Origin of the sequence: Psychrobacillus antarcticus, from assembly GCF_029533155.1 — a bacterium.
Classification (GTDB): Bacteria; Bacillota; Bacilli; order Bacillales_A; family Planococcaceae; genus Psychrobacillus; species Psychrobacillus antarcticus.
The window spans coordinates 21,756-46,980 of sequence record NZ_JAIZDB010000011.1; the positions used below are offsets into that span (position 1 = coordinate 21,756).

General features: G+C 37.3%; 24 protein-coding genes and 1 riboswitch. Of the genes, 11 read left to right on the forward strand and 13 right to left on the reverse strand.

The window, feature by feature from the left end:
- Positions 1-84: 84 nt before the first annotated feature.
- Positions 85-591: a PPC domain-containing DNA-binding protein gene (locus tag LDK52_RS07570; protein ID WP_277585348.1), complete on the reverse strand. Its 507-nt coding sequence runs from the start codon at positions 589-591 to the stop codon at positions 85-87.
- Between the two features lie 152 nt (positions 592-743).
- Positions 744-859: riboswitch (SAM riboswitch) on the forward strand.
- Between the two features lie 92 nt (positions 860-951).
- Here LDK52_RS07570 and LDK52_RS07575 point away from each other — a divergent pair.
- The 6 genes from LDK52_RS07575 to LDK52_RS07600 are packed head-to-tail and all read left to right on the forward strand — an operon-like array spanning position 952 to position 6,681.
- The gene (locus LDK52_RS07575; protein WP_277585349.1) at positions 952-1,773 is read left to right on the forward strand and encodes a MetQ/NlpA family ABC transporter substrate-binding protein; all 822 of its coding nucleotides are present in this window, start codon (positions 952-954) and stop codon (positions 1,771-1,773) included.
- 57 nt (positions 1,774-1,830) lie between these two features.
- Entirely contained in the window at positions 1,831-2,856 is a 1,026-nt protein-coding gene (locus LDK52_RS07580; RefSeq protein WP_277585350.1) for a methionine ABC transporter ATP-binding protein, read from the forward strand.
- On the forward strand, positions 2,849-3,520 hold the full coding sequence (locus LDK52_RS07585) for a methionine ABC transporter permease (RefSeq protein ID WP_277585351.1): 672 nt from the start codon (positions 2,849-2,851) through the stop codon (positions 3,518-3,520). Before LDK52_RS07580 ends, LDK52_RS07585 begins: the two co-directional genes overlap by 8 nt.
- 14 nt (positions 3,521-3,534) lie before the next feature.
- Positions 3,535-4,311 carry an enoyl-CoA hydratase/isomerase family protein gene (locus LDK52_RS07590; protein ID WP_277585352.1) on the forward strand — a complete coding sequence of 259 codons (777 nt, stop codon included), beginning with the start codon at positions 3,535-3,537 and terminating at the stop codon, positions 4,309-4,311.
- 3 nt (positions 4,312-4,314) lie between these two features.
- Complete coding sequence (locus tag LDK52_RS07595) at positions 4,315-5,460, forward strand: alpha-hydroxy-acid oxidizing protein (RefSeq protein ID WP_277585353.1); 1,146 nt, start codon at positions 4,315-4,317, stop codon at positions 5,458-5,460.
- Positions 5,461-5,487: 27 nt separating this feature from the next.
- Entirely contained in the window at positions 5,488-6,681 is a 1,194-nt protein-coding gene (locus tag LDK52_RS07600) for a CaiB/BaiF CoA transferase family protein (RefSeq protein ID WP_277585354.1), read from the forward strand.
- Between the two features lie 102 nt (positions 6,682-6,783).
- On the opposite strand, the gene LDK52_RS07605 is transcribed toward LDK52_RS07600, so the two are convergent.
- Entirely contained in the window at positions 6,784-7,677 is an 894-nt protein-coding gene (locus tag LDK52_RS07605) for a manganese catalase family protein (protein WP_277585355.1), read from the reverse strand.
- 19 nt (positions 7,678-7,696) lie between these two features.
- On the reverse strand, positions 7,697-7,924 hold the full coding sequence (locus LDK52_RS07610) for a YuzF family protein (protein WP_277585356.1): 228 nt from the start codon (positions 7,922-7,924) through the stop codon (positions 7,697-7,699).
- A gap of 110 nt (positions 7,925-8,034) precedes the next feature.
- On the opposite strand from LDK52_RS07610, the gene LDK52_RS07615 reads away from it, so the two are divergent.
- The 4 genes from LDK52_RS07615 to LDK52_RS07630 all read left to right on the forward strand — a co-directional run bounded on the left by LDK52_RS07615 (position 8,035) and on the right by LDK52_RS07630 (position 10,711).
- Entirely contained in the window at positions 8,035-8,598 is a 564-nt protein-coding gene (locus LDK52_RS07615) for an SLOG family protein (protein WP_277585357.1), read from the forward strand.
- Positions 8,595-9,167, forward strand: a complete 573-nt coding sequence (locus LDK52_RS07620) for a branched-chain amino acid aminotransferase (RefSeq protein WP_277585358.1) — start codon at positions 8,595-8,597, stop codon at positions 9,165-9,167. Before LDK52_RS07615 ends, LDK52_RS07620 begins: the two co-directional genes overlap by 4 nt.
- Positions 9,168-9,301: 134 nt before the next feature.
- The gene (locus LDK52_RS07625; protein WP_277585359.1) at positions 9,302-9,934 is read left to right on the forward strand and encodes a spore coat protein; all 633 of its coding nucleotides are present in this window, start codon (positions 9,302-9,304) and stop codon (positions 9,932-9,934) included.
- Between the two features lie 114 nt (positions 9,935-10,048).
- A complete protein-coding gene (locus LDK52_RS07630; RefSeq protein WP_277585360.1) occupies positions 10,049-10,711 on the forward strand; it encodes an HAD family hydrolase in 663 nt (220 codons plus the stop codon).
- Between the two features lie 173 nt (positions 10,712-10,884).
- On the opposite strand, the gene hisF is transcribed toward LDK52_RS07630, so the two are convergent.
- The 4 genes from hisF to gltB all read right to left on the reverse strand — a co-directional run bounded on the left by hisF (position 10,885) and on the right by gltB (position 18,404).
- The gene (gene hisF, locus LDK52_RS07635; protein WP_277585361.1) at positions 10,885-11,661 is read right to left on the reverse strand and encodes an imidazole glycerol phosphate synthase subunit HisF; all 777 of its coding nucleotides are present in this window, start codon (positions 11,659-11,661) and stop codon (positions 10,885-10,887) included.
- Position 11,662: 1 nt separating this feature from the next.
- Positions 11,663-12,274, reverse strand: a complete 612-nt coding sequence (gene hisH, locus LDK52_RS07640) for an imidazole glycerol phosphate synthase subunit HisH (protein WP_277585362.1) — start codon at positions 12,272-12,274, stop codon at positions 11,663-11,665.
- A 95-nt stretch (positions 12,275-12,369) separates the two neighbouring features.
- Positions 12,370-13,854, reverse strand: coding sequence for a glutamate synthase small subunit (gene gltD / locus LDK52_RS07645; protein ID WP_277585363.1), 1,485 nt, complete (start codon positions 13,852-13,854; stop codon positions 12,370-12,372).
- Positions 13,855-13,871: 17 nt separating this feature from the next.
- On the reverse strand, positions 13,872-18,404 hold the full coding sequence (gltB, locus tag LDK52_RS07650; RefSeq protein ID WP_277585364.1) for a glutamate synthase large subunit: 4,533 nt from the start codon (positions 18,402-18,404) through the stop codon (positions 13,872-13,874).
- Positions 18,405-18,525: 121 nt separating this feature from the next.
- Here gltB and gltC point away from each other — a divergent pair, with 121 nt between their 5' ends.
- Positions 18,526-19,428, forward strand: a complete 903-nt coding sequence (gltC, locus tag LDK52_RS07655; RefSeq protein ID WP_277585365.1) for a glutamate biosynthesis transcriptional regulator GltC — start codon at positions 18,526-18,528, stop codon at positions 19,426-19,428.
- A gap of 176 nt (positions 19,429-19,604) precedes the next feature.
- Here the strand turns inward: gltC and LDK52_RS07660 are convergent, their stop codons facing one another.
- The 6 genes from LDK52_RS07660 to LDK52_RS07685 form a co-directional block, all read right to left on the reverse strand.
- Positions 19,605-19,832, reverse strand: coding sequence for a hypothetical protein (locus LDK52_RS07660; RefSeq protein ID WP_277585366.1), 228 nt, complete (start codon positions 19,830-19,832; stop codon positions 19,605-19,607).
- A 231-nt stretch (positions 19,833-20,063) separates the two neighbouring features.
- The gene (locus tag LDK52_RS07665; protein WP_277585367.1) at positions 20,064-20,393 is read right to left on the reverse strand and encodes a DMT family transporter; all 330 of its coding nucleotides are present in this window, start codon (positions 20,391-20,393) and stop codon (positions 20,064-20,066) included.
- Between the two features lie 270 nt (positions 20,394-20,663).
- A complete protein-coding gene (locus LDK52_RS07670; RefSeq protein WP_277585368.1) occupies positions 20,664-22,040 on the reverse strand; it encodes a GntP family permease in 1,377 nt (458 codons plus the stop codon).
- 78 nt (positions 22,041-22,118) lie between these two features.
- Positions 22,119-23,132, reverse strand: a complete 1,014-nt coding sequence (pdxA, locus tag LDK52_RS07675; RefSeq protein WP_277585369.1) for a 4-hydroxythreonine-4-phosphate dehydrogenase PdxA — start codon at positions 23,130-23,132, stop codon at positions 22,119-22,121.
- 3 nt (positions 23,133-23,135) lie between these two features.
- Complete coding sequence (locus LDK52_RS07680) at positions 23,136-24,437, reverse strand: four-carbon acid sugar kinase family protein (RefSeq protein ID WP_277585370.1); 1,302 nt, start codon at positions 24,435-24,437, stop codon at positions 23,136-23,138.
- The gene (locus LDK52_RS07685; RefSeq protein WP_277585371.1) at positions 24,434-25,198 is read right to left on the reverse strand and encodes a DeoR/GlpR family DNA-binding transcription regulator; all 765 of its coding nucleotides are present in this window, start codon (positions 25,196-25,198) and stop codon (positions 24,434-24,436) included. Before LDK52_RS07685 ends, LDK52_RS07680 begins: the two co-directional genes overlap by 4 nt.
- Between the last annotated feature and the right edge of the window lie 27 nt (positions 25,199-25,225).

Below are 25,225 nucleotides of genomic sequence, written 5' to 3' on the forward strand. Positions count from 1 at the left end.
ACTACTATCTTATTTGATTTGTTTATAGTGGAAGATGGCACTCTTAACTTTGTTCTACCACCTCAAACGCAAACCAGCGGTTATTCACTTATCCAGCTGATTAGGTATCTTTTTATTAGTCCCTACAGGATAAAATTGGTTAGCTCCTGTTTCCTCGTCAAACTGTCTACGAAACTCTATATCAATCGTTTCCGCTAACACGAGATCTACTGTAATTACAGGGTTTTCTCCTTTCATAAAATGACCACCAAAAATATTCCCATTTTGGTCACATATTGTGCCATGAAAATGCGTTTCAAACTGTCCATCTCTTTGACATACAACCCCTGTACCTTGCAAAAACTCTATCGGTCCCTCTTTAACAACCAGGTTATTGTACCCAACCCCTAAAACTGAATCCTCGTTGGGAACTAAATAAACAAATCCACTTCTTTGAAAACTACCAAAACAACTAAGAATTGTAGCGGATTGAATTTTATTTACTTTACACAACTCCTCTATCCCTTCAAGTAAATCAGTTCCATAAACTAAACGTGCAGCTACTACCTTACCCATCTGTCCAACAGCATAATTCGCTCTAATTTTTGACAACGCTTACACACTCCTAATGTATAAATATTTACTATCACTAAACATAATCTATTTCGAATATTATATCCAACTTTTAAAAAGGTGGTTGACTTTAACAAGTTGGTGTAGTAAATTATATTTTATGAACTGTTGGAAAACTTAATAGCTTATATCTCTTATCAAGAGTAGCTGAGGGACTGGCCCTATGAAGCTCGGCAACCATCCACATATTAAACGTATGTGGAAAGGTGCTAAATCCTGCAAAACAATTTGTTTTGATAGATAAGAGAGGACAAATGTACTTTTGCGCCTCTCTTTCTAATGGAAGAGAGGCTTTTATATTTATACAACGTTCTTAATAATTATTTGGAGGAATGGAAAATGAAAAAATTTGGATTATTGTTGTCAACGGTACTTTTAACTGGTGCACTTGCCGCTTGTGGAAGTGACGCATCTTCAAAAACAGAAGCGATTAATGAAGACAAAATAATAGTAGGTGTAACTGCTGGACCACATGAACAAATTGTGGAAGTGGCTGCTGAAGTAGCAGCTAAAGACGGATTAGAAGTCGAACTTAAAGTATTCTCGGATTATATTTTACCTAATACAGCATTATCAGAAGGTGATTTAGACGCTAATAGCTATCAACACGAACCTTTCCTTGACACGTTTAACGCGGATCATAGCACAGACTTAGTTACTGTAGGAAGAACAATATTAAATCCAATGGGCGTGTATTCAGACAAATACAAGTCAATTGATGACCTGCCAGACGGCGCTACTTTTGGTTTACCTAATGATCCAACAAACGGTGCCCGCGCATTGTATATTTTAGAAGAAGCTGGTTTCATCAAAATTAAAGAAGACAAAAGAGAAACAGCTAGTATTTATGACATTGAAGAAAATCCAAAAAACCTAGAATTTATTGAACTCGAAGCCGCTCAAATACCAAAACAACTAAGTGAAGTAGATGCAGCTGCCATCAACACTAACTTTGCACTAGAAGCAGGTATCAATCCAAAAGAAGATTCTATTTTACTAGAGTCATCTAACTCTCCTTATGTGAACTATATTGTTGTTCGTGCGGAAAACGAAGATGATCCAACAATCCAAAAGTTTATAAAAGCATATCAATCTGAAGAAGTAAGAAAATTCATCGAAGAAGAGTTTAAAGGTTCTGTATTACCAAGTTGGGACGAATAATTCACTTGAAAACGTTACCGACTTCGGTAGCGTTTTCTTTAGAAAGGAAGATAGTAGATGATTGTATTAGAAAATGTCACGAAAGAGTTTAATAGCAAGAGTGGAACAGTAAAAGCAGTAAAGCGGGTAAATATACAGGTGAATAAAGGAGAAATCCACGGAGTCATCGGTTATAGTGGCGCAGGTAAAAGTACGCTCATTAGATGCGTAAACCTACTAGAAAAACCAACGGAAGGCAAAGTTTTCATTAACGGAGTAGAACTTACATCCCTTCCCCTTCCTAAGTTGCGTGCAACGCGCAATAAAATCGGCATGATATTTCAAGGATTTAATCTATTAAAAACAGCAACTGTTTACGATAATATCGCTATTCCACTAAAACTACTTGGCTACGATAAAACCGAAGTAAAAAAACGAGTGGAACAATATTTAGAGATAGTTGGTTTAACTGATAAGCATACGAACTATCCTAACCAGTTATCTGGAGGTCAAAAGCAGCGCGTAGCTATTGCCCGTGCCCTTGCACAGGAGCCAGAAGTATTACTAAGTGATGAAGCAACAAGTGCGCTTGACCCGGAAACAACTGATTCTATTTTAGAATTGCTTCTAAAGATTAATCGTGAATTAGGAATTACGATTCTATTAATCACACATGAAATGAATGTCATTCAAAAAATATGTGATCATGTATATGTGATGGAAGATGGAGAAATTGTTGAACAAGATACTGCTATTAAACTATTTACTAACCCTACTCACCCAACTACTAAAAAATTTTTAAATACAATCAGTCAGCGTAACTTATCCTCTTCTTTAATATCTCAGTTAAAAGTTACAGGTGCTGTAACACGTTTAACATTTGTCGGCGAAAGTACTGGAAAACCATTGTTAGCTGAAGTGAGTCAGAAATTTAATGTACAACCTAACATCTTATCTGCTAATATTATCGAATTGAAAAATGGCATTGTCGGAAATATCGTCGTTCACCTAATTGGGGACAAAGAACAGGTTAGAAATGCTATCCACTATCTTGAAGAACAAGGTGTAACAACTGAAGAACTGGAGGGACAATCTCATGAGTAGATCCGATCAATTTATAGAACAGTGGCTACCAATTATTGGCGAATCTGTTTTACAAACATTTCAAATGGTCGGCATTTCCCTTTTCTTCTCTGTATTAATCGGGATTCCACTTGGGATTTTAATCGTCCTGACTAGACCAGGCCAATCATTAGAAAACAAGGTTATTTATCAGTTAAGTAATTTAATCATAAATATTGTACGCTCTGTTCCTTTCATCATTTTACTTTTTTTCATTCTGCCTTTTACAAAGTTAATAGTTGGAACATCTATTGGTGTTAAGGGAGTTATCATACCCCTAGTAATTTATTCAGCACCATATATCGCTCGCCTAATGGAGTCAGCTTTTTTAGAAGTAGAGAATGGAGTAATTGAGGCATATACAGCAATGGGTATTAGTACACGCGCCATCATTTGGAATGTCTTACTTCGAGAAGCTCGCCCTTCTATTATATTAGGATTAACCATTTCAACGGTAAGCTTAATCGGTGCAACAGCAATGGCTGGTATGGTTGGTGCAGGTGGTTTAGGGGACGTGGCATATCGTTTCGGTCACTTAAGACATGAAGTAGACGTTATGTATGCGACAGTTGTCATTTTAATCATCCTTGTTCAGAGTATCCAATCTATTGGTAACCGTATTGCAGCTAGTATTAAAAAAGATTAGTAGGAGGTTCCAAAATGACAAATTTATTGTATGTGGAGCGTTGTGGATCTATTGCGACGCTTGTCTTTAATCGAGCGGATAAGAAGAATTCTTTCTCCCTTGCTATGTTTAAACAGTTAGGTGAATTATTAAGTGAACTGGAGAAGGATTCGCAAGTTAAATTATTAATACTAAAAGGAGCAGATGAAACTGCATTTTCCTCTGGTGCTGATATAACAGAGTTTCTAGAAAATCGTTTCTCTGCCCAAAAAGCAAAAGATTATAATGATGCAACACTTGAATCTATTGAAAAATTATATCGTTTCCCAAAACCTACCATAGCGCTTATTAAGACGTTAGCTATTGGGGGTGGATTGGAGCTTGCAAATTCCTGTGATTTCCGATTCGCATCCTCGGGTAGCAAACTTGGTATCACCGCTGCAAATATAGGCATTATCTATAACCTTGTTAGTACCAAGCGGTTAGTAAATCTAATCGGACCAACAAAAGCAAAAGAGTTATTGTATACGGCACAACTAATCACTGCTGAAGAAGGAAAAGAAATCGGCTTAATTGATTTTATCTATCCAATGGAAGAGTTAGAGGAAAAATGCCTTGAGTTTGCTAGTCAAATTATACGTAAATCTTCTGTTGCGAATAATGGTATTAAACAAGTAATCCAAGCAATTATCGATGGTGATAATGAAGAAACAAAAGAAATTGAGGAACTTATATTAGCATCCTTCAGCTCCGATGACTATAAAGAAGGCATCCAAGCGTTTTTAGAAAAAAGAAAACCAAATTTCTCATAAGAGGTGTTTCATTTGTCCACTAATGATTTATTATTAAAAAATATCGAAGCAAACGTTCACTATCCAATTAATTTCGCCGAATTAGAAGCTGCAGCTAAACGAACGTTAGAACCTGGTCCATTTGGCTACATTCGTTCCTCCGCTGGTGGTGAAGAAACGTATAGAAAAAATACAGATTCTTTTTTAAAGTATTCGATCATCCCCCGCTTTTTAACGGATGTATCTACGTTAAATACAGAAGTAACGATTCTAGGACATACATATCCCCACCCCCTATTCATTGCACCTGTTGGTGTGAATAAAATCGCCCATGAAGATGGCGAATTAGCGGTCTCCAAAGCTGCAGCAAAATTCGGATTTCCGTATATTCAAAGCACGGTGTCTAGCTATTCTATAGAGGAAATTGCAGCAGAAACAAAAGGCAGTTCCAAATGGTTTCAATTATATTGGTCTTCCCAAAATAAAGAAATCTCCTTTAGCATGGTTAAAAGAGCAGAAGCTGCTGGCTATGAAGCAATTGTATTAACAGTCGATACAACAATGCTTGGTTGGCGAGAGGAGGATGTCCGCAACCAATACTCCCCATTAAAACGCGGGTTCGGACAAGGTAACTATGCATCAGATCCAGTATTCATGGCATCTCTTAGCGATCCATCTCAAGAAAGTATTGTAAATAGCATAGTAGAAAATATATATCACCCTACTTTAAACTGGACTAATATATCGGAGTTACGTGAGCATACAACTCTACCTATCTTAATAAAAGGAATACTTCATCCTGGGGACGCTAAACTTGCCATTGAAAAAGGAATTGATGGAATAATTGTTTCTAATCATGGAGGTCGGCAATTAGACGGTGTTATTGCGAGCATTGATGCCCTTCCGGAAATAGTTCAAGCAGTAGATGGACGAATTCCTGTTTTATTTGATAGTGGAATTAGAAGAGGTTCTGACGCAGTAAAAGCTTTAGCTCTTGGAGCAACTGCAGTTTGTATAGGTCGCCCTGTTATTTGGGGGTTAGCATCTGGTGGTCAAGAAGGTGTCGAACGTGTTTTAGAGAACTTCCTTCAAGAGACTCGAATTTCTATTTCTTTGAGTGGGGCTCGTAATCTAGAGGAAGTTAAAAAACTAAAGTTATTTAAAGATTAACGGAATATATAAGGTGGTGGACCGACGATGGAACAAGCATTAAAAGGAATGAAAGTACTTGATTTATCCCAGGTGCTTGCAGGACCCTATTGTACGATGGTTTTAGCAGATATGGGCGCTGAAGTTATTAAAGTGGAAAAATTCCCTAATGGTGACGACACTAGAAGCATGGGACCGTATATAAAAGAAGAAAGCTATATGTATATGATGGTCAATCGAAACAAACGTGGGATATGTCTTAATTTAAAAACAGATCTCGGTTTAGAGGTACTATATAAACTCATTAAAGATGCGGATGTTTTTATTGAAAATTATCGCCCCGGTGTTACAAAAAAACTTGGAATCGATTATGATACGCTGAAAGCTATAAATCCAGCGATAATTTATTGTTCTATCTCTGGCTATGGTCAAACAGGACCGTATAAGGATAAAGGAGGCTATGATATTATGGCACAAGGTCTTTCTGGCCTTATTGATATGACTGGAGAGAAAAATGGCAAGCCTGTCAAAGTAGGTATTGCAATTCATGACATTGCAGCTGCCCAAACGGCCATCCAGTCTATTTTATCCGCCTATATCTATCGTCTTAAAAAAGGCACGGGGCAATATGTTGACGTCTCTTTAGTAGATTCGGGTCTCGCCTGGACTGTATGGGAAGCTGCAGCCTATTTTGGAAAAGGTGAAGTACCTCAAAGAAATGGCACAGCGCACCGTGTTTCAGCACCCTATCAAGGCTATAAAACGCAGGATGGATTTATCCTTATTGGTGCTGGAAATCAGAAACTTTGGGAAAAATTTTGTTTACAGGTTGTCCATAAACCAGAATGGCTAACGGAAGAACGATTTTTAACCAATAGTATTCGAGCAAAAAATGCTAGCGAACTGGAGAAAGAAATTGAGAAAGTTCTAAGTGAACATCCCTCCTCCTACTGGTTAGATCTATTAGATGCTGGAGGCGTCCCTTCTGGACCTATCTATTCATATGATCAAACGTTAAATGATGAACATATTTTATCGAGAGATATGATACTAGACTACGAACATCCTATAGCTGGAGCAATGAAAACGCTAGGCTTCCCAGCTAAATTCTCTGAAACGCCCGGACAATTTAAAACTGCGGCTCCCCTGCTTGGTCAGCATAACAAAGAAATACTTGCTGAGCTTGGATACACAGAAGACGAAGTACAATCATTAATGTCCAGTAAAGTTATGAATGGGTAAATGAGCGGATTATCAGGGCATTCGACCGATTCATCCTTTGATGAGTTATCAAATAAATAGACCGATTGCGCTCTGCAATCGGTCTTAATTATTAGTGTACCTTTACATATTAGCCATTAATCTTTTTGCAATTGCTTCGTATTCATCCGGTCCTATACCTGGTGCAAATTCCTCTGGAAGTGATCTTAAATCAGGAATATCATACCCTTTAGGACTTCCTTCTTTTACATATAGCTTCTCACCACTCAATGGATTATTGCCTTTCCAAATCTGATTTATATCTTTGTAGTCTCCTACATTATTCCATGTGAATAATACATTCCCATACCCTTGTTCTTCATACTTTCTAGCTGTATCAAAGACACGATTATCGAGATTTGGTATTGGTAGCATTTTCGTAACATCTACTCCTGTTGCTATTTCAATCGCTTTTGCATACGCCAGAACATGCGTCCCACCACGTACAAGTAAGTACCCAATCATCTCTCGAGCAGTCGGATGATCCGTCATCTCATACACGCGCATTTTATGCGTTCTCGCACCACATTCCAAAAAGAAGTTATGAAGTAAATCCAATACTAAGTTGCCACTTGAAAATACGTAATCACCTCTCCATGGATTCCCCATAGAATCTCCCGCTAAGGAAGTTTGAGCATTTGCAATAAAAGCATACGTATTTCGTTTATCGATAGCAGCTTGAAGTGGAGAACTGTTCGGGTCACCAGTAAACGAAGAATTTTTATTTAATAAGTTAATAGTATTTGATACTAGTTCCACATGACCAAACTCTTCTGCAGTTATACTAGCTACTAAATCATAAAATGGTTTTAATTTCCCTCTACCACGAAAATTAAATGACTGGTACATATAGTTATTTAACGTCGACATTTCCCCAAACTTTCCACCTAATAACTCTTGAACTGCAGAAGCGGCATTTGCATCCCCATATTCAACTCTCGGTAGATCAATTAATAATTTATCCACTCGCTGAAACAAATAACAAGCTCCTCTTTTTTTAGATTATTGGTGAAATCCACACTATTTGCTGTGTTCTAATATAAAATGGTGTCCCACTTACGTCTATAACTAGATGATCTGGTGCAATGCTTTTAAGCGTACCTTGCATTGTACTTCTAGTAGTTTGAACAGCAATCATTTTACCCTGTAATCCCATTGCCGCCTGATAAACATATCCCTCAAATTGGCTTACAAATTCCACATTTGCTTGCGACTTGTCGTTCACTCCATATCCATCCCTTCTTAACAATCATACTAGTGTATGGTATAAGGTTTTAAATGGTAACAAGAACATGCTATGATGGACTAGGACGTTTAAATAAGTTGGGTGATATAATGATTAAGAGACTATTAGTTACAGGTTATAAAGCACATGAATTAGGCATATTTAATGACTCCCATAAAGGAATTCCGATCATTAAACAAACGCTAGAAAATCAACTACGCGTGTTGTTGGATGGAGGTTTAGAATGGGTAATATTAGGTGGCGGGCAAGGTGTGGAAACTTGGACTGCCGAACTAATTCTTGATCTGAAGGATGAATATCCACATATAAAATTTGCTATTATTACCCCATTTTTAGAGCAAGAAAAAAATTGGAATGAACAAAAAAAAGAAAAGTATGAACGTCTCTTAATGCAAGCAGATTATCATACAAGCGTAACTAAAAAACCTTATGAAGCTCCATGGCAATTTATAGAAAGAAATAAATTCGTTGTTCGTAATACAGATGGTATGTTAATCGTGTACGATGAAGAGAATGAAGGCTCTCCAATGTTCATGAAAAAGTTAGCAGAGCAATATGCTGAAAAAAATGATTATCCAATAATCGTTATTGATGCATATGACCTTCAATTAATGGCAGAAGAAATAGCAGAAGAGAGGAATCAATTTCTATGATTACAAATAAACTCACTAAAAAAATCGAACAATCTACAGGCAATGAAGTAGCATTAACAAACGAGGAAAAAGATTTTGCAGAAAAAAATCAATTACTTCCCGCAGGAGTAAATGTCGTTCTACAAAGTTTTTTCAACGAAGCAATTATTGAACGATATAACAAAGAAACGGATGAACTAATTACGAAAGAATCTATTGAGTTTTTACAATCACCCGTATCCTATTTGAAAGATAATATTCAAGAGTATACTTTTTTAGAAACGCCAGTTTTGGACATTGTTAGCGTAGATGCAATCGCAGTTGAATACGATGAGGTATTTGAAGTTTACACTGCAATGTTTGGATTATTTATTCAAAAAAAATATACCGCAGAAATTAGAGCTTTTCTTGATGCCCATTACGATGCAGAGAAAATGCAATATAGTATGATGTTTGCTGCTAATGAAGGTTTATGGGAAATTAATTTACCTATAAATTATTTAAAAGGTTTTGATGATTCCTTTTCTATCGAAGAAATGTATCAATTTCTATATTCATTAATCTTTCAGTTAATAGCGAGTATTAAATAAAACTAATCATGTAACAATCCCAAAGAAATATATTGGGATTGTTTTTTTATTTTTATTGCTTGCATATTTTATGCGTTTTTGTTCAAACTACAAGAGATGTTTCATCACAGTTTCTACAAGGAGGAAAAGTTGGAATGACACAAAACCCATTTGGACAAGGTCAAGGTCAAACTCATCAAAATATGCAAACAGGCAATATCGCACAAAACATGAATCATGGTGGTCATGAACTTTTTGACGTACATGAAGTACTATCAACAATGGTATCTGGGTTAAATTTAAAAACGTTGCTACGTCCACATGTGAAAGACCAAGAATTACTTACTATTTTAGATAGACAATATGCCTTTGCATTAGACGAATATAATATTACTGTAGAATGCTTTAAAACAGGTGCAGATCCATCCCACCCAACTACTAGCTATAAAATGCAAACTGGAAATGATTTTATTTATGGTATTAAACCTTCACAGCCCAAAAAACCAATGCAAACTGCCAATGAAATTTCAGATGAAATAATTTCAGGATACCTTCTAGGTGCTGCTAAGACCTCAGCTACTACTAAAACTAGCTGCGCATTAGAAACAACCAATCCAGTTGTTCGTCGAGTGCTAGCTGACTCCATTCCAAACTGTATCGAAATGGCTTATGAGCTTTCTATATATCAAAACAAGCACCATTATTATCAAGTTCCACAGCTTGATCAGCAAAGCATGCAAGCAATGTTGAACTCCTTTGCACCTGCTCAAGGAAAAATGATGAGTTAAATTATTTATCTCGTCCCATTGCTATGGGGCGAGTTATTTTATTTTCAATTGTTTAACTTTGTTAATAACGTATAATATCTATATTGGTTATTAATGAAGAAAAGGGTGGAATGTATGCGAGTAGCTATTTTTGACTTTGACGGAACAATCTATGCAGAAGAAACATTTACATTACTAATGAAACATTTAAAAGAACACCCTACCTACCATTCATCATACAAACGCTTCTATCGGGCAATTGTCCCACCGTACATAGCAAACAAACTGAAGATCTACCCTTCTAGCAAGATGAAAAGTCGATCTATGCAATTATATTTAGAGGCATTTGATGGTCTTACAAAACAGGAAATGGATGTATACTTCGAGGAAATAAAAACGGAGATGCAACAGGATTTTAACGAAAAGGTGTTAGAAAAACTGAAACTTCATCAGCAAGAAAATATCCATATCTTACTTGTATCTGGTGCTTATACACAGTTTTTAGAGCGTGTGACAGATGGGATAGTGTTCAATCAGATCATTGGCACAGATATATTCTATAAAGATGACAAAGTTTATACAAAGAATGTCATCCACCATGTAAATGGGGAACAAAAAACGTTGAAAGTACAAGAAGCATTGAGTGGTCATCAGATTGATTGGGAGAATAGTTATGCGTACGGGGATAGTTTTTCGGACTTGCCTGTTCTAGAGTTAGTAGGAAATCCAGTAGCCGTTAGACCAGAAGAAAAACTTCGGAAATTAGCTACTGCGCGTGGTTGGGAAGTAATGGATTGAGCATTTTGAATTGGTCGTTTTCGTGGTATTCGACCGATTATCTGTGATTTTCAACCGATTGTTAGATAGTTTCGACCGATTGTCTTATTGATTCGACCGATTTGATATTTAATACCCAACGTTTGCAGAAAAGAATGACCTAGTCTCACTGTGAGGCTAGGTCATTCCATTTATTAAGTAAGACGTACATTCACATTTTTAGCATGCAAGTAGGATTTGATTTCCCCTATAGTATAGTCTCCGTAATGGATCATGGATGCAACGAGTGCAGCATCAGCTTTCCCCTCTGTGAAGACTTCTTCAATATGCTCGATTTTTCCTGCCCCACCTGAAGCGATTATGGGAATATTAACTTTTTCCGATAATAATTTAATAAGCGCTACATCATAGCCATTTTTCATGCCGTCTTTGTGGATACTTGTACAAATTATTTCTCCAGCACCTAGATCAGCAGCTTGTTGAGCCCACTCTACGACATCTAGTCCAGTTTTCTCATGACCAGAATGTGTGTAAACTTCCCATCTAATTATTTCTTCGTAGTCATTATAAATCGGCATAGCATCTAAACCTAAAACTACACATTGTTTACCATAAATATCCGCAGCTTCTTTAAGTAATTCTGGGCGCATTACTGCTGCAGAATTGACTCCCACTTTATCTGCTCCAGCACGTAGTAAATTTTTGAAATCTTCGACGGTACGTACGCCTCCGATTACGGAAAATGGAATATTTACTTGCTCGGCAACACGTTGAATCCAATCCAGTTTTAGATCTTGATTTTTCAACGATGCCGTAGTGTCTAGATAGATTAATTCATCTGCACCATCTTCGGTATACTTTTTACCTAGCTCCGCAGGATCTCCTATAATAGTAGGATTTCGGAATTGAATATACTTTACTGCTTGATCGTTTAATACATCAATGGCTGGTACAATTCGTTTTCTTAACATATTATTTATCTCCTTGTTTACAGTAATTATCTAAAAGCTGAATACCATACTTACCGCTTTTCTCTGGATGAAATTGGACGCCCATTACTTGTGAATTACCAATTACCGACGCAAAATTTAACCCATAATTTGTTTCCCCTAAAATATCTTCCACATTCTCTGGTTTTGCAAAATAGGAATGAACAAAGTAAAAATCCGTTTCGTCTGGAATATTATTAAATAGAAAATGATTTTGAACATCTTTCACTTGGTTCCAGCCCATATGTGGGATTTTTTCCGATTCATCGGTAAATTCTGGTACTGTCCCTCTTAGTAAACCAAGACAAGGCACATTCCCTTCCTCGCTCGTTTCTAGTAGGAGCTGCATACCAAGGCAAATACCTAATAGTGGAGTACCTTCCGAAACTCTCGCTTTTAAATAATCGCTTAGACCAGTGCTATTCAACACATCCATAGCCACTTTGGCATTTCCAACCCCTGGAAGGATCAACTTAGTAATATCATCGGTATGATCACTTGCTGTTGTAATGAGTTTTGTATCATATCCAAGCTGTTTAATCGCTTTTAACACACTATGTAAATTTCCTGCGCCATAATCTATAATTCCAATCATGTTGAATTGCCCCCATATTCGTTATGTATACTATTATGCCATCAAATGAACAAAAAAAAAACAAAAACTTTAGCACACTAGCATAGTAAAACCGGTCAAGTGACGATGACCGGTTCTTTACTGACATATTCATCTACTCGTTTGGCTACTTCTTGCCCTTCTTTAATAGCCCAAACGATTAAGCTCTGCCCTCTTCTAGCATCACCAGCTGTAAAGACTCCCTCCACGTTTGTTAAGTAATCTTTTGATGATGCAGTAATTTTTTTATTCGTTACTCGAACACCAAATTGGTCTGCTAACGTAGTTTCTGGTCCTTCAAAACCGATTGCTATCAATAAGAATTGAGCTGGCCATACTTTCTCTGTACCTTGAACTTCTTTAAAAAAGTGGAACCCATCATCTCCAAGAACTTTCTCCATTTGAATCGTATGAAGTTCTTTTACATTGTTATTCGCATCCGCAACGATTTTCTTCGTTTGAATTAAATATTCCCTTGGGTCTTTGCCAAATTTTGCATCCGCTTCTTCATAAGCATATTCTAGTTTAAAAATAGTTGGGTCAGTCGGCCACTGATTATCTTCAGCACGATTTACAGGTAGCTGTGGATGCTTTCCAAATTGGACTACACTCCTGCATTGTTGACGAATAGCCGTCGCCACACAGTCTGCTCCCGTATCACCGCCACCAATGACGATCACATCTTTCCCTTTTGTATTAATCCATTGACCATCCTTGAAATTTGAATCTAACAAACTTTTTGTGGTAGTCGTCAGATATTCCATCGCAAGATGTATTCCTTTAGATTTACTGCCCTCCATATGAAGAACGCGTTGTTTCTGTGCTCCGATACATAAGATTACCGCATCAAACTGCTCCTTCAATTGCACTGCTGAAATATCCACTCCAACTTCTGTATTAAGGATAAAATCAATGCCCTCCTGCTGGAGTAATTTAATTCGGCGTTCTACAATATCTTTTTCTAGTTTCATATTTGGAATCCCATACATGAGAAGACCACCTGCTCGATCTGATCGCTCGAAAACAGTAACAGAATGCCCTGCCTGATTGAGGTCATCTGCACTTGCAAGACCAGCAGGACCCGAGCCGATAATGGCTATCTTCTTACCAGTTCTTGATAATGGAATTCTTGGAACTACCCATCCATTCTCAAATCCTTTATCGATAATAGTCCGTTCAATACTTTTTATCGATACTGCTGGATCTGAAATGGCCAGAGTGCATGAACCTTCACAGGGTGCCGGACAAACTCTTCCAGTAAACTCAGGGAAATTATTTGTCATGTGTAAACGTTCAAGTGCTTCCTGCCATTTCCCTTTGTATACTAAGTCATTCCATTCTGGTATCAAGTTATTAATCGGACAACCGGATGTTGCCCCCCTAACTTCAATTCCCATATGACAAAAAGGAGTCCCACAGTCCATACATCTTGCCCCTTGTTTTTGTAAGGACGCATCCGTTAATTTAGATGAGTATTCCTTCCAGTTATTAATACGTTTGAGAGGGGCCACCTCTTTACCTTTTTCACGCTCATATTCCATAAATCCTGTAGGTTTTCCCATTCGTATCTCCCCTCTCCTTATTTTTTCGCTAGAACTTTATTATCCTTTTTTTCAACAGTCGAAGTTGCCAAAAATGCTTGCATTGCAGCTGCATCATCAGTTAGTCCTTGTAATTTAAACGATTGAATTTTATCTACCATTTTTTTATAATCAATTGGTACAACTTTTACAAATCGACTAGATGCTTCATCCCACTTATCTAATAATTTCATCGCTTTTGTACTCTTCGTATAATAATAATGATCCATTATTAATTGACGTAAAGCATGTAATTCATCTGCAGTTTGAATTTGTTCAAATCCAATCATTTCAGTATTACATTTTTCTTTAAACCCGCTCACATCATCCACAAGTACATACGCAATTCCACCAGACATTCCTGCCCCGAAATTTTTCCCTACATCCCCTAAAATAACAGCACGGCCACCTGTCATGTATTCACAGCCGTGATCTCCGATACCTTCCACAACAACATCTACTCCACTATTTCGAACTGCAAAACGCTCCCCAGCACGACCATTGATAAATGCAGTTCCGCTCGTTGCTCCATAAAGCGCAACATTTCCAGCAATAACATTTTGTTCTGCTTTACCTTGAATAGGTGCTGTTACAATTAGTTTTCCACCCGATAAGCCTTTTCCAAAATAGTCATTAACATCGCCTGTAATATACATCGACATTCCTTTTGGAATAAAAGCACCAAAGCTTTGACCAGCTGCTCCTGTAAATCTTAAAACGATTGAATCATCCGCTAATCCTCTTGCACCATATTGTTTGGAAATTTCACTTCCAATTACAGTTCCTACAACACGATCTCTATTCGTTATAGGGAAATGAAGTTCCGCTTTCGACTGACTTTCTATCACTTTTTTCAATTTGGGTAGTAAAACCTTTATATCAAATGATTCATCTATTTTATGATCTTGCTGCGTTTTCCAAGTTCTCGGTCCTTCCGCTTGATACAATAGCGCATCTAGATTTAACTGTTTTGCTTTCCAATGAGTTTTTGCACGCTCGCTAACCTGTAACACATCTGTTCGACCAACCATTTCTTCCATCGTTCTGAATCCTAGTAAAGCCATGTATTCTCGAACTTCTTCTGCTACAAATTTCATAAAGTTAACTACATAGTCGGCAGTTCCTGTGAATTTATCCCGTAGCTCTGGATTTTGTGTGGCAATACCTACTGGACAAGTATCTAAGTGACATGCTCGCATCATAATACACCCCATGACAATCAGTGGTGCTGTTGCAAACCCGAACTCCTCTGCACCGAGTAATGCTGCCATTACGACATCTTTACCTGTCATTAGTTTCCCATCGGTTTCTAACACTACCCGATCGCGCAAACCATTTAACATTAATGTTTGATGTGCTTCCGCAAGCCCTAATTCCCATGGAAGACCAGTATGTTTAATACTCGTTTTAGGCGATGCACCAGTTCCACCATCGTATCCACTAATTACAATTACATCTGCTGCTCCTTTAGCTACACCAGCTGCAATAGTGCCTACCCCTGATTTCGCCACAAGTTTAACACTAATCCTAGCTGCTCTATTGGCATTTTTTAAATCATGAATTAATTGAGACATATCTTCAATGCTATAAATATCATGATGTGGCGGTGGAGATATTAAACCTACTCCTGTTGTAGAACCACGAACATCCGCAACCCAAGGATATACTTTATTTCCAGGTAATTGCCCGCCTTCACCTGGTTTTGCACCTTGAGCCATTTTAATCTGTAATTCATTTGCTTGAACGAGATAATGACTCTTTACACCAAATCGACCCGATGCAATTTGTTTAATAGCACTACGCCTATTATCGCCATTAGCATCCAGTTCATAACGGCTCGGATGTTCGCCGCCTTCTCCGCTATTACTTTTCCCACCGATCCGATTCATCGCGATTGCCAATGTTTCGTGTGCTTCTTGGCTTAGGGAACCATATGACATGGCACCTGTTTTGAAGCGTTTAACTATTGTTTCTACAGATTCTACTTCTTCTAGTGGAATTTTTTTAATTCCTTTATTAAAAGTGAATAAATTTCTTAAGAATCCGATACGTTCCTCATTGGCCATTTCTGCATATTGTCTATATAATCCATAATCGCCTCTTCTAGTTGCCCATTGAAGCGTATGAATCGTTTTAGGATTGAATGCATGATGTTCTCCATTGCTTCTCCACTGAAAATCACTACCTGATTCTAATGAATTACCTGATGTAACAACTGCTTGTTCATGCCTTTTAATAGCTTCCCTCGCAATTGTTTCTAAATCAATTCCACTAAGTTGAGAAACGGTACCAGTAAAATAACGCTCGATTACGTCTTTACTAATCCCAACAGCTTCAAAAACTTGAGCCCCTCGGTAACTTTGAACAGTGGAAATCCCCATTTTGGACATTACTTTTACAACACCATCTGCAATTCCTTTACTATATTTAGCTACTGCTTGTTGGTAACTGCTCGCTATATGCCCATCTTGTATTGCCTCTCCGATCGTTGCATATGCAAGATAAGGATTGATCGCATCTACACCAAATCCAATAAGGGCGGCAAACTGATGTACCTCACGTGCTTCACCAGATTCGACAATAATACTTACTTTTGTACGATTTCCGTTTCGCAGTAAATGTTGGTGTATATGACTTGCTGCTAATAATACAGGAATCGTTAGTTGCCTTTGTGAAATAGTTCTATCCGAAAGAATAAATAGAGAAATTCCTTGTTCCACCAAAACATCTACTTTTTTCGAAAGTTTTTCTAAATCCAACTCCAAATATTCAGACATTTCTAAATGGAGGTATACAGTTGAAAAGCCTTTTATATTATTCTCTTTTAAGTGTGCTAATTGACCATTTGTTAAAATAGGAGTATCTAAAAAGATTCGTTTTGCATTAGTAGCATCCGGATGAAGTAAATTACCTTCCGCTCCAAGCAGCGTCATTGTTGAAGTTACAATATGCTCTCTAATCGAGTCAATTGGAGGATTAGTCACCTGAGCAAAAAGCTGTTTAAAATAATTGAATAACGACTGCGGACGATCAGATAATACCGCTAGAGGTGTATCATTCCCCATGGACCCGATTGGATCCTTCCCATCCATTGCTATTGGGATCATATACTTATGCACATCTTCAAACGTATAACCAAATGCTTTTTGACGGAATAACAAATCATCCAATTGTTCTACTTTTTCTTCTGTTTCAGGAAGCTTATACATATTTTCGGTTAACCATTGTTGGTAAGGTTGAGCTTGCGCCATTTCTGTTTTTATTTCTTCGTCAGAAATTATGCTACCTTTCTCCAAATCAACTAACAGCATTCTGCCAGGGCTTAGACGTTCTTTATATAAAATATTTTCTTCATCTATATCCACTACTCCAACTTCAGAAGAGAACACAATATAATCATCTTTCGTAACAAAATAACGTGCAGGACGCAATCCGTTACGGTCTAAAATGGCCCCTATCTGCTTGCCATTTGTAAAGGAAATTGCGGTTGGGCCATCCCATGGTTCCATTAAACTGCTATGATAAGCATAGAAAGCTTTCTTTTCGTCCGAAATATGCGGATTCTCCGTCCATGGCTCTGGTATAAGCATCATAGCTGTATGGGCAGGTGTTCTGCCAGCTAAAACAAATAATTCAAAAGCATTGTCGAGCATGGAAGAATCACTACCATTCGTATCGATAATTGGTAGTAGCTTCAATAGATCTTCACCAAAAGCTTTTGAAACAAATTGTTTCTCTCGAGCCTTCATCCAGTTGATATTGCCTCGTAATGTGTTGATCTCTCCATTGTGAACAATATAGCGATTTGGATGTGCTCGCTCCCAGCTAGGAAACGTATTTGTACTATAACGGGAATGAACAAGTGAGAATGCAGAAGTGAATAATTCATCCTGTAAATCGACATAAAACAAATCAACTTCTTCAGGAGTTAATAGTCCTTTATAAACAATCGTTTGACTAGAAAGGCTCGCACAATAGAATTTAAGGCTTTGACGTTCAGCCCAATGTTCTGCTTGTTTACGAATGATATATAATTTACGTTCAAAAGCTAATGATTCTAATTCATCATTAGATTGAATAAAAACTTGACGAATGAATGGTGCGGTTTCTTTCGCTTTATTACTCAATCCACTTGCATCGATTGGCACAGTTCTCCATCCAATAAGCACTTGCCCTTCAGCTGCTATTAAATCATTTATCTTTTGTTCAATTAGTTTGCGTTCTTTAGAGTCGTTTGTAAAAAATAACATACCAACTCCGTATTTACCTTTTTCGGGTAAATCCCATTCGCTACATACAACACGAAAAAAGATGTCAGGTATTTGAACCATTAATCCTGCTCCGTCACCTGTTTTGCCGTCGCCGCCTCTTCCAGCGCGATGTTCTAAACGACATAACATCTCTAAGCCTTTTTTTACGATATCATGTGTTGCATTACCTTTTATATGTGCGTATAAACCTATCCCACATGCATCATGTTCAAAAGTCGGATCATACATACCTTGTGCCGGTGGTAGTTGGTGAAATGTCATGTTTATTCCTCCCTTTAAACTAATAAAGTGTCTTAGGAATATTGTATGTTTTCAAAATAATATAAACAATATATAATTTGGATATAAATCATCTAATTACGAGATAGATAAGGAGAATTCGATGGAATTACGCCAATTGAGGTACTTCATAGAAGTTGCAGAAAGAGAGCATATTTCGGAGGCTGCAGTCCATTTACATGTGGCACAGTCTGCAGTTAGTAGACAAATAGCTAATTTAGAAGATGAACTTGGGGTTCAATTATTCGAGCGAATTGGTAGAAATGTCAAGCTTACACCAATTGGTAAGACTTTTTTAGAGCATAGTATCTCTGCCATCCAAGCAATTGATTTTGCGAAGAACCAAATTGATGAATATTTAGACCCTGAAAAAGGAACGATTAAAATCGGCTTTCCAACTAGTTTAGCTGGTCACTTATTACCAACTGTCATTTCGGCGTTTAAGAAAGAGCATCCAAATGTGGCTTTTCATCTGCGCCAAGGGTCATACAACTATTTAATAGAAGCTGTTAAGCATCGGGAGCTGAATTTGGCTTTTTTGGGTCCTCTACCTCCTAAGGATAGTAGTCTGCATAACACCATCCTTTTTACGGAGAATTTCTCTATTCTCGTAAATAGCAATCATCCCTTTGCCAATAGAGATAAGATACCTCTTATTGATTTACGCCAAGAGGATTTTATACTTTTTCCGGAAGGCTATATTATGCAAAAGTTAGTAGTCGAAGCATGTAATTCTGTTGGCTTCACTCCTAAAGTATCTTCTGAGGGTGAAGATATGGATGCGATTAAAGGATTAGTCGCCGCTGGGATAGGAGTAACACTTTTACCAGAAAGCACTTTTTATAACTCTACACCGAGATTCACTAAGAAGATCGCTATTGAATTGCCAAATATACGAAGAACTGTTGGAATTATAAGCCCGGCTACAAGAAATCTATCTCCTTCCGAAAAGGTATTTCATGATTTTGTCGTCCAATTTTTCTCACTAATCGGGCAGTATCAATAAAATTCTATAAAATGGCAGTATACACACTAAATATCCCAGTAAATGACCTGCCTAGTTCTTTAAGTTCAAAACCTCTCTATCGTTTTCGGGGGGCTTTGGACAGACGGTTTACTTATATGATTACCAACATCCCTTTTTTCGTTATACTAAAGCCTGTATAGCTCCTCGTTAGTTCATTAACCTTTCTTCTTGAAAGACAAGATAATAAATACAATCCCACTAATGAAAAATAATGCTATGAAAAGGTTATCGAATAATGGCATTGTTTTTGGAGTAGTATCCCACATTCCGGTATTTATTTGTGCCGACCAATAAATATATGCGGTTAAGCGTTCAATCGTAAAAATTAGTCCACTAAATAAAATGAATAACGACCCTAAAATTAGACTTATTTTTTTATCCAATAACTTCCCTCCTTCGTTTTAATAAAGTACTTCGATATAATTTTAAAAATACCTTCTGATTCAACTTTCCTGCTAACTTTAACTTAAGTGAAACATTTCACAAACAATACCACCTTGTGAAAATCCACCCTTACCTTTAACACAGCCATTTTTTAATAGGATAGTTATGACTATCCTTTCGTATCTCACTGGAATATTATTCTTTATTTATGGAAAACAAAAGATATAGTTCTATGAATTTTCTACGTTACTATAATCTATCAGTTTCTTTTTACTTCTATAATTTACGATAAATATGCTAATGCCAACCAAAACTAAACCGATTATGAGTAAATATGTAATTGTTTCATCTAAGAATACCGCGCCTAATATTACTGCAATAATTGGCACCATGAAAGTGAAAGCTCCTACTTTACTAGCTTCACCTTCCCTAATAAGTTTGTAATACACTATCTGCGCAAGAGGAATACCTAAAATAGAACCATAACTTAATGCACCAATATATTCACTATTCCAAACGATATCGGAAAAGTCTTCGAAAAAACCACCAAATACAATCAAATTTTATAAATTGGCCAGCTACCTCCACAAACAAAAATTAAAAACAAGAGAAGCATTGTCTACTTTGTAAAAACATTTTTCAAACCTATTACTTCCTTTCAACAAATAAACCAAGTCTCTAAGATCACTCTGACCACTTTATAACGCACTAAGCATACCATCTATTAAAAAATTATTTCTTTTAAAATGATACTCCAAGACTACTAATCTACATGAAATTAAAAATGGAACCACCACAAGAGTAGCGATTCCATTTCAATATTCTATTTATCAGCCGACGATTGCATTAGCAATTACTAACATGATTAATGACGTAATCCAGGCTAAAGTTGTTGGAACTGACCAGACCATAATTTGTTCTTTCAATTTAGTAATACCAAGCATCCGGTTAACAACCCAGAACAAAGAATCATTGAAGTAAGAGAATAGCATAGCACCTAAAGCGGCTGCTTGTGCAGCCAGTACTAAATTGACATCTAAATTTACTAGTATTGGCGCAGAAATAGATGCTGCTGTTATCATTGCAACTGTCCCACTACCTTGTATCAAACGAACAATAGAGGCAATGAAGAATGGTATTAATATTGCTGGTATTGGTAATCCTGCAATAATTTCGGCAAGATAATCACCAGTACCACTATCGCGTAATACGGTACCTAAAGCACCACCTGCTCCAGTAACAAGCAAGATAATACCTGCAGTTGTCATACCTTCTTCCATTCTTTCCAACGCTTCTTCACGCTTCATGTGATTAGCCAATCCATAAATTGCTGCCACTAGACCTAAAGCCAGGGCAATAATCGGTTGCCCAAAGAACAACACATAGTCCCATGCTCCACCAGTAAACTCTAAAGCTGTTAAAGTTGTGTTTAAGAATATTAAAACGATTGGCAATAAAATCGGGAAAAAAGATTTAAATAATGAAGGAAGTTCTTTTTCACGATCACTCGATGCTGCTAAGAAATCGTTATATACCATTTCAGATGGATCCTTACGAACAAAACCATCCCCATCTTCTTCTGGCACTTGATGGATTCGTTTACCAATCCACTGGGCGTACAACACGCCTACAATAATAATTGGCACCGCAAAAATGAGTCCCCAAAAAATCATTTCTCCAATGTTTACGCCAAAAATACCTGCAACTCCTAGTGGTCCTGGAGTTGGTGGAACTGCATGGTGAGTTGCCACCAAACCAATAGCCAGTGCAACTCCAAGAGTTACAACAGATTTTCCAGTTTTACGTGACAAAGATTTAACTAAAGGATTTAAAATAACAAACGCTGAATCCACAAAAATTGGAATTGAAACGATATAACCAGCAATAGCCATTGCCCATTCTTCTTTTTTCTTTCCAACTAAACGTATTAATGAATAAGCAAGTTTTTCTGCTGCCCCAGTAACTTCTAGAATACGTCCCATCATAACACCTAACCCTACTACTATACCTATAGAGGCTAGAGTATTACCAAATCCAGAAGTAATCGAATTTACTACGTTTAGTGGCTCCATTCCACCTATTAAACCAGTAATGGATGCTGCTATGATTAAAGCTAAAAATGCATGAATTTTTGTTTTTAATACGAGTAAAATAAGAACTGTAATACCTATTACTAGACCTAATAACATTTGTAACTCTAAAGTCATTCCCATGAAACCCCTTTCAATCCTCTAGTTTAAAAAGAAGGAAAGTAAAATACTTTCCTTCTATATAATTACTTATCTTTACAATGATTCACGAGTGAATTTTGGTGCATATTCAGCAGCTAGTTTGATACATTCGTACATGCTAACTTCAGATGCAATGTTTTTCCATGCGATATCAAATGCTGTACCATGGTCAACAGATGTACGTAGGAAAGGAAGACCATTTGTAATAGAAATAGTACGGTGGAAATCCGTCATTTTCGCTGCGATATGACCTTGATCATGATATAGAGAAAGAACTGCGTCATATTTACCATTTAGCGCTTGGAAGAAAACTGAATCTGCTGGTACTGGACCATAAGCATCAATTCCATCTGCTTTTGCAAGTTCGACACCTGGTTTAATTTCTTCTACTTCCTCCATACCGAATAGACCACCCTCACCTGAATGTGGGTTTAATCCTGCAACTGCAAGCTTACGACTCTCAACTCCTAGACGTTGGAGAGCTTTATCACATCTATTTAAATAATCACGAACTCTTTCTTTCGTCATTTGCGTAATTGCTTCTGCTACGGATACATGGCGTGTTAAGAAGAATATACGCATTCCTTTTACTTGGAACATTGTTAATGGATCTGGAGCCCCACCTAAATCTTCTAGCATTTCTGTATGACCGATATAAGGAACATTCGCTGCTTTTAATGATTCTTTATTAATCGGTGTAGTAGCAATTGCTTTCACTTCACCAGCCATTGCAAGTTCCACTGAGCGTTTTATAAATTCAAATGCTGCTTGTCCGTTTTGTGCTGAAACTTCTCCAGGCACGAAATCTTCCATATTAATATTTGCTAAATCCATCACATCGATTGTTCCAAATTCATAAGAACCTTCTGCAGGTGATGTTACTACACTAACTTTCAAATTTACTCCAGTAACTTCGATTGCTTTACGAAGTATATTTGCATCCCCTACTACTAAGGGTTTACACATCGTGTAAAGTTCTTCTTTTGCTAAAGATTTCACTGTAATTTCAGGACCAATACCGGCCGCATCTCCCATAGGAATTGCAATAATTTCTCGAACTGTAGTCATATCCTAAACACTTCCTTCTTCTTTTTTGTTTGTTAAGAATCTTACACATTTATAAATAGAGTACTTATCCCCTACCATGCCACCTTTAGTGATTACAGGAATACTATCGAAAGCTCCTCCTATAAAATGACCATATGCAGCTAACGGAAGAACTTCATCCTGCAGTCCGATAGCTTGCGCTTCACTAACAGAACATAGTGCTGCTGTTACATCTCCACCACTGGAAAACATCCCATCAATTGTATGTTCTGTTTGGTCAATAACACCATGTGTGACTCTAGCCAAACCTTCCGTTAAGCGTTTGGCAAGCTTTTCTTCCGTCACCCCTTCTCTAGTGGCTATATCTTTTAAGTTTAATTTTGCAGCACCAGGGGCATAAGTAGTGATAATCAGAACTTCTTGATCTTCAAGTTTAATAATTGCTTCGTTCACTGCGCGTTCTATTTCTTCTTGCCATGTATTAGTAGTAGAAGCCAGGGCCGCCGTATTCACATAAACTGGATTAGCATTCTTCTTATCTATTAGATAATTTAACTGTCTTCCAGTTAATGGGGTTATACTTCCTACGGTCACGATGAATTTGTTTGTCAAAACATGCTGATGAGCCATTAAACGACTATAGGAAGCGGATAATGGACCTGGATCCACTGGTACAAAAACCACACCCTCAATTGCAGCCATCGATTCAGCTATATGATCGATTTCCTCATTAGTAACAGCATCCACAACGATAATCCGATTTCCAGCCTCTATTTGTTTCATCATTTCTAAATGAATACTATTTTTCCCTTTTAACACTCTTCCTAAGCCTATATGTGAAACCGGAAACTGACTTTGCTCACTCATAATAGTTGGTACATGAGATATTGTAATCGGATTCATAGGATCTTTTGCGACATCCGTAGATTCAACAGGTACACCCTCTACCAATAGATATCCACCAGAGACGATGCGACCTGAATCTGGATATGACGTAACGACTACTGCCACACTTTTTTCTCCTAGTGCATTTAATAATGTGTCTGTTTCTACTCCAAGGTTTCCACGTACAGTGCTATCTATACGTTTACAAAACACGCTTGCACCCCATGATGAAAGTTGTTCGTATGCTTTTAAAACCCTTGATTGTGCTGAACTAGGTGCACAGTATCTACTATCCGTATCCATACTAATGGAGGTAAACCCGCCAACTGTTGGTACTTGCCCTTCGAATACTACGGTAGCACTATTAAAACCGTTTTTTGATAGGAGCACTCCAGTTGCATTAGCCCCAGTTAGGTCATCTGCAATAATTCCAACTTTCATTTTTTCACGTCCTTAATAAAGGTAGTCATTTCCCTGTAGATTTCTTCCACTTCTACTGGAAGCGTTTGATCGGTTATTATAGCAGTCACAGAATCAATACTAGCAATTTTAGCAAACGCTTTCTTTCCAAACTTTTGAGCATCTACTACGAGATAAACTACCTCACTACTTTTAATCATCTGTCTTTTGATAGAAGCTTTCTCCAAAGTAGCAGAGGTAATACCTAGTGTAGAATGCACCGCATGTGCACCTAAAAACAATATATCCACATGGATTTCTTTTAACATGTTTTCTGCATATGTTCCAAAGACTGCTCCAACACCATTTTGTATTTTTCCGCCTAGCATAATGACTTCTACTTCACTGTCCATCAATTCCGCGGCGATTTTAATATCATTCGTAACAATTGTTAGATTTTCTCTTCGTTTTAAACGTTTGGCAATTTCAAAATTTGTTGTCCCGGAATCTAGAAATACTTTCATGCCATCTTTTACTAAACCTATTGCGATCTCCGCAATTTCCACTTTTTGTGGGTGTGCTTCTGCAACTTTTTGAAGATAACTCTGTTCCGCAATAATACCCTCGGGTATTGCAGCTCCTCCGTGGGTTCTTATAAGTTTCTTCTGTTTTTCTAATTCATCTAAATCTCGACGAATTGTCATAGCAGATACATCAAGCAAATTAACTAATTCTATAATTTCTACTTTACCTTTTACAGCAAGCACTTCTATAATGCGTTTCTTTCTTAATTCGGGAATCATGTAATTCTCCTTTTCAGAAAACGTTTA

Coding starts and splice junctions, on each gene's coding strand:
- LDK52_RS07670 (WP_277585368.1), bottom strand. CDS start 22,040: ATGACTTTAGAGTTACAAATGTTATTAGGTCTAGTAATAGGTATTACA.
- gltB (WP_277585364.1), bottom strand. CDS start 18,404: ATGACATTTCACCAACTACCACCGGCACAAGGTATGTATGATCCGACT.
- LDK52_RS07590 (WP_277585352.1), top strand. CDS start 3,535: ATGACAAATTTATTGTATGTGGAGCGTTGTGGATCTATTGCGACGCTT.
- LDK52_RS07625 (WP_277585359.1), top strand. CDS start 9,302: ATGACACAAAACCCATTTGGACAAGGTCAAGGTCAAACTCATCAAAAT.
- LDK52_RS07585 (WP_277585351.1), top strand. CDS start 2,849: ATGAGTAGATCCGATCAATTTATAGAACAGTGGCTACCAATTATTGGC.
- LDK52_RS07580 (WP_277585350.1), top strand. CDS start 1,831: ATGATTGTATTAGAAAATGTCACGAAAGAGTTTAATAGCAAGAGTGGA.
- LDK52_RS07620 (WP_277585358.1), top strand. CDS start 8,595: ATGATTACAAATAAACTCACTAAAAAAATCGAACAATCTACAGGCAAT.
- gltC (WP_277585365.1), top strand. CDS start 18,526: ATGGAATTACGCCAATTGAGGTACTTCATAGAAGTTGCAGAAAGAGAG.
- pdxA (WP_277585369.1), bottom strand. CDS start 23,132: ATGACTACAGTTCGAGAAATTATTGCAATTCCTATGGGAGATGCGGCC.
- gltD (WP_277585363.1), bottom strand. CDS start 13,854: ATGGGAAAACCTACAGGATTTATGGAATATGAGCGTGAAAAAGGTAAA.
- hisH (WP_277585362.1), bottom strand. CDS start 12,274: ATGATTGGAATTATAGATTATGGCGCAGGAAATTTACATAGTGTGTTA.
- LDK52_RS07680 (WP_277585370.1), bottom strand. CDS start 24,437: ATGAAAGTTGGAATTATTGCAGATGACCTAACTGGGGCTAATGCAACT.
- LDK52_RS07600 (WP_277585354.1), top strand. CDS start 5,488: ATGGAACAAGCATTAAAAGGAATGAAAGTACTTGATTTATCCCAGGTG.
- LDK52_RS07615 (WP_277585357.1), top strand. CDS start 8,035: ATGATTAAGAGACTATTAGTTACAGGTTATAAAGCACATGAATTAGGC.
- hisF (WP_277585361.1), bottom strand. CDS start 11,661: ATGTTAAGAAAACGAATTGTACCAGCCATTGATGTATTAAACGATCAA.
- LDK52_RS07630 (WP_277585360.1), top strand. CDS start 10,049: ATGCGAGTAGCTATTTTTGACTTTGACGGAACAATCTATGCAGAAGAA.
- LDK52_RS07685 (WP_277585371.1), bottom strand. CDS start 25,198: ATGATTCCCGAATTAAGAAAGAAACGCATTATAGAAGTGCTTGCTGTA.
- LDK52_RS07575 (WP_277585349.1), top strand. CDS start 952: ATGAAAAAATTTGGATTATTGTTGTCAACGGTACTTTTAACTGGTGCA.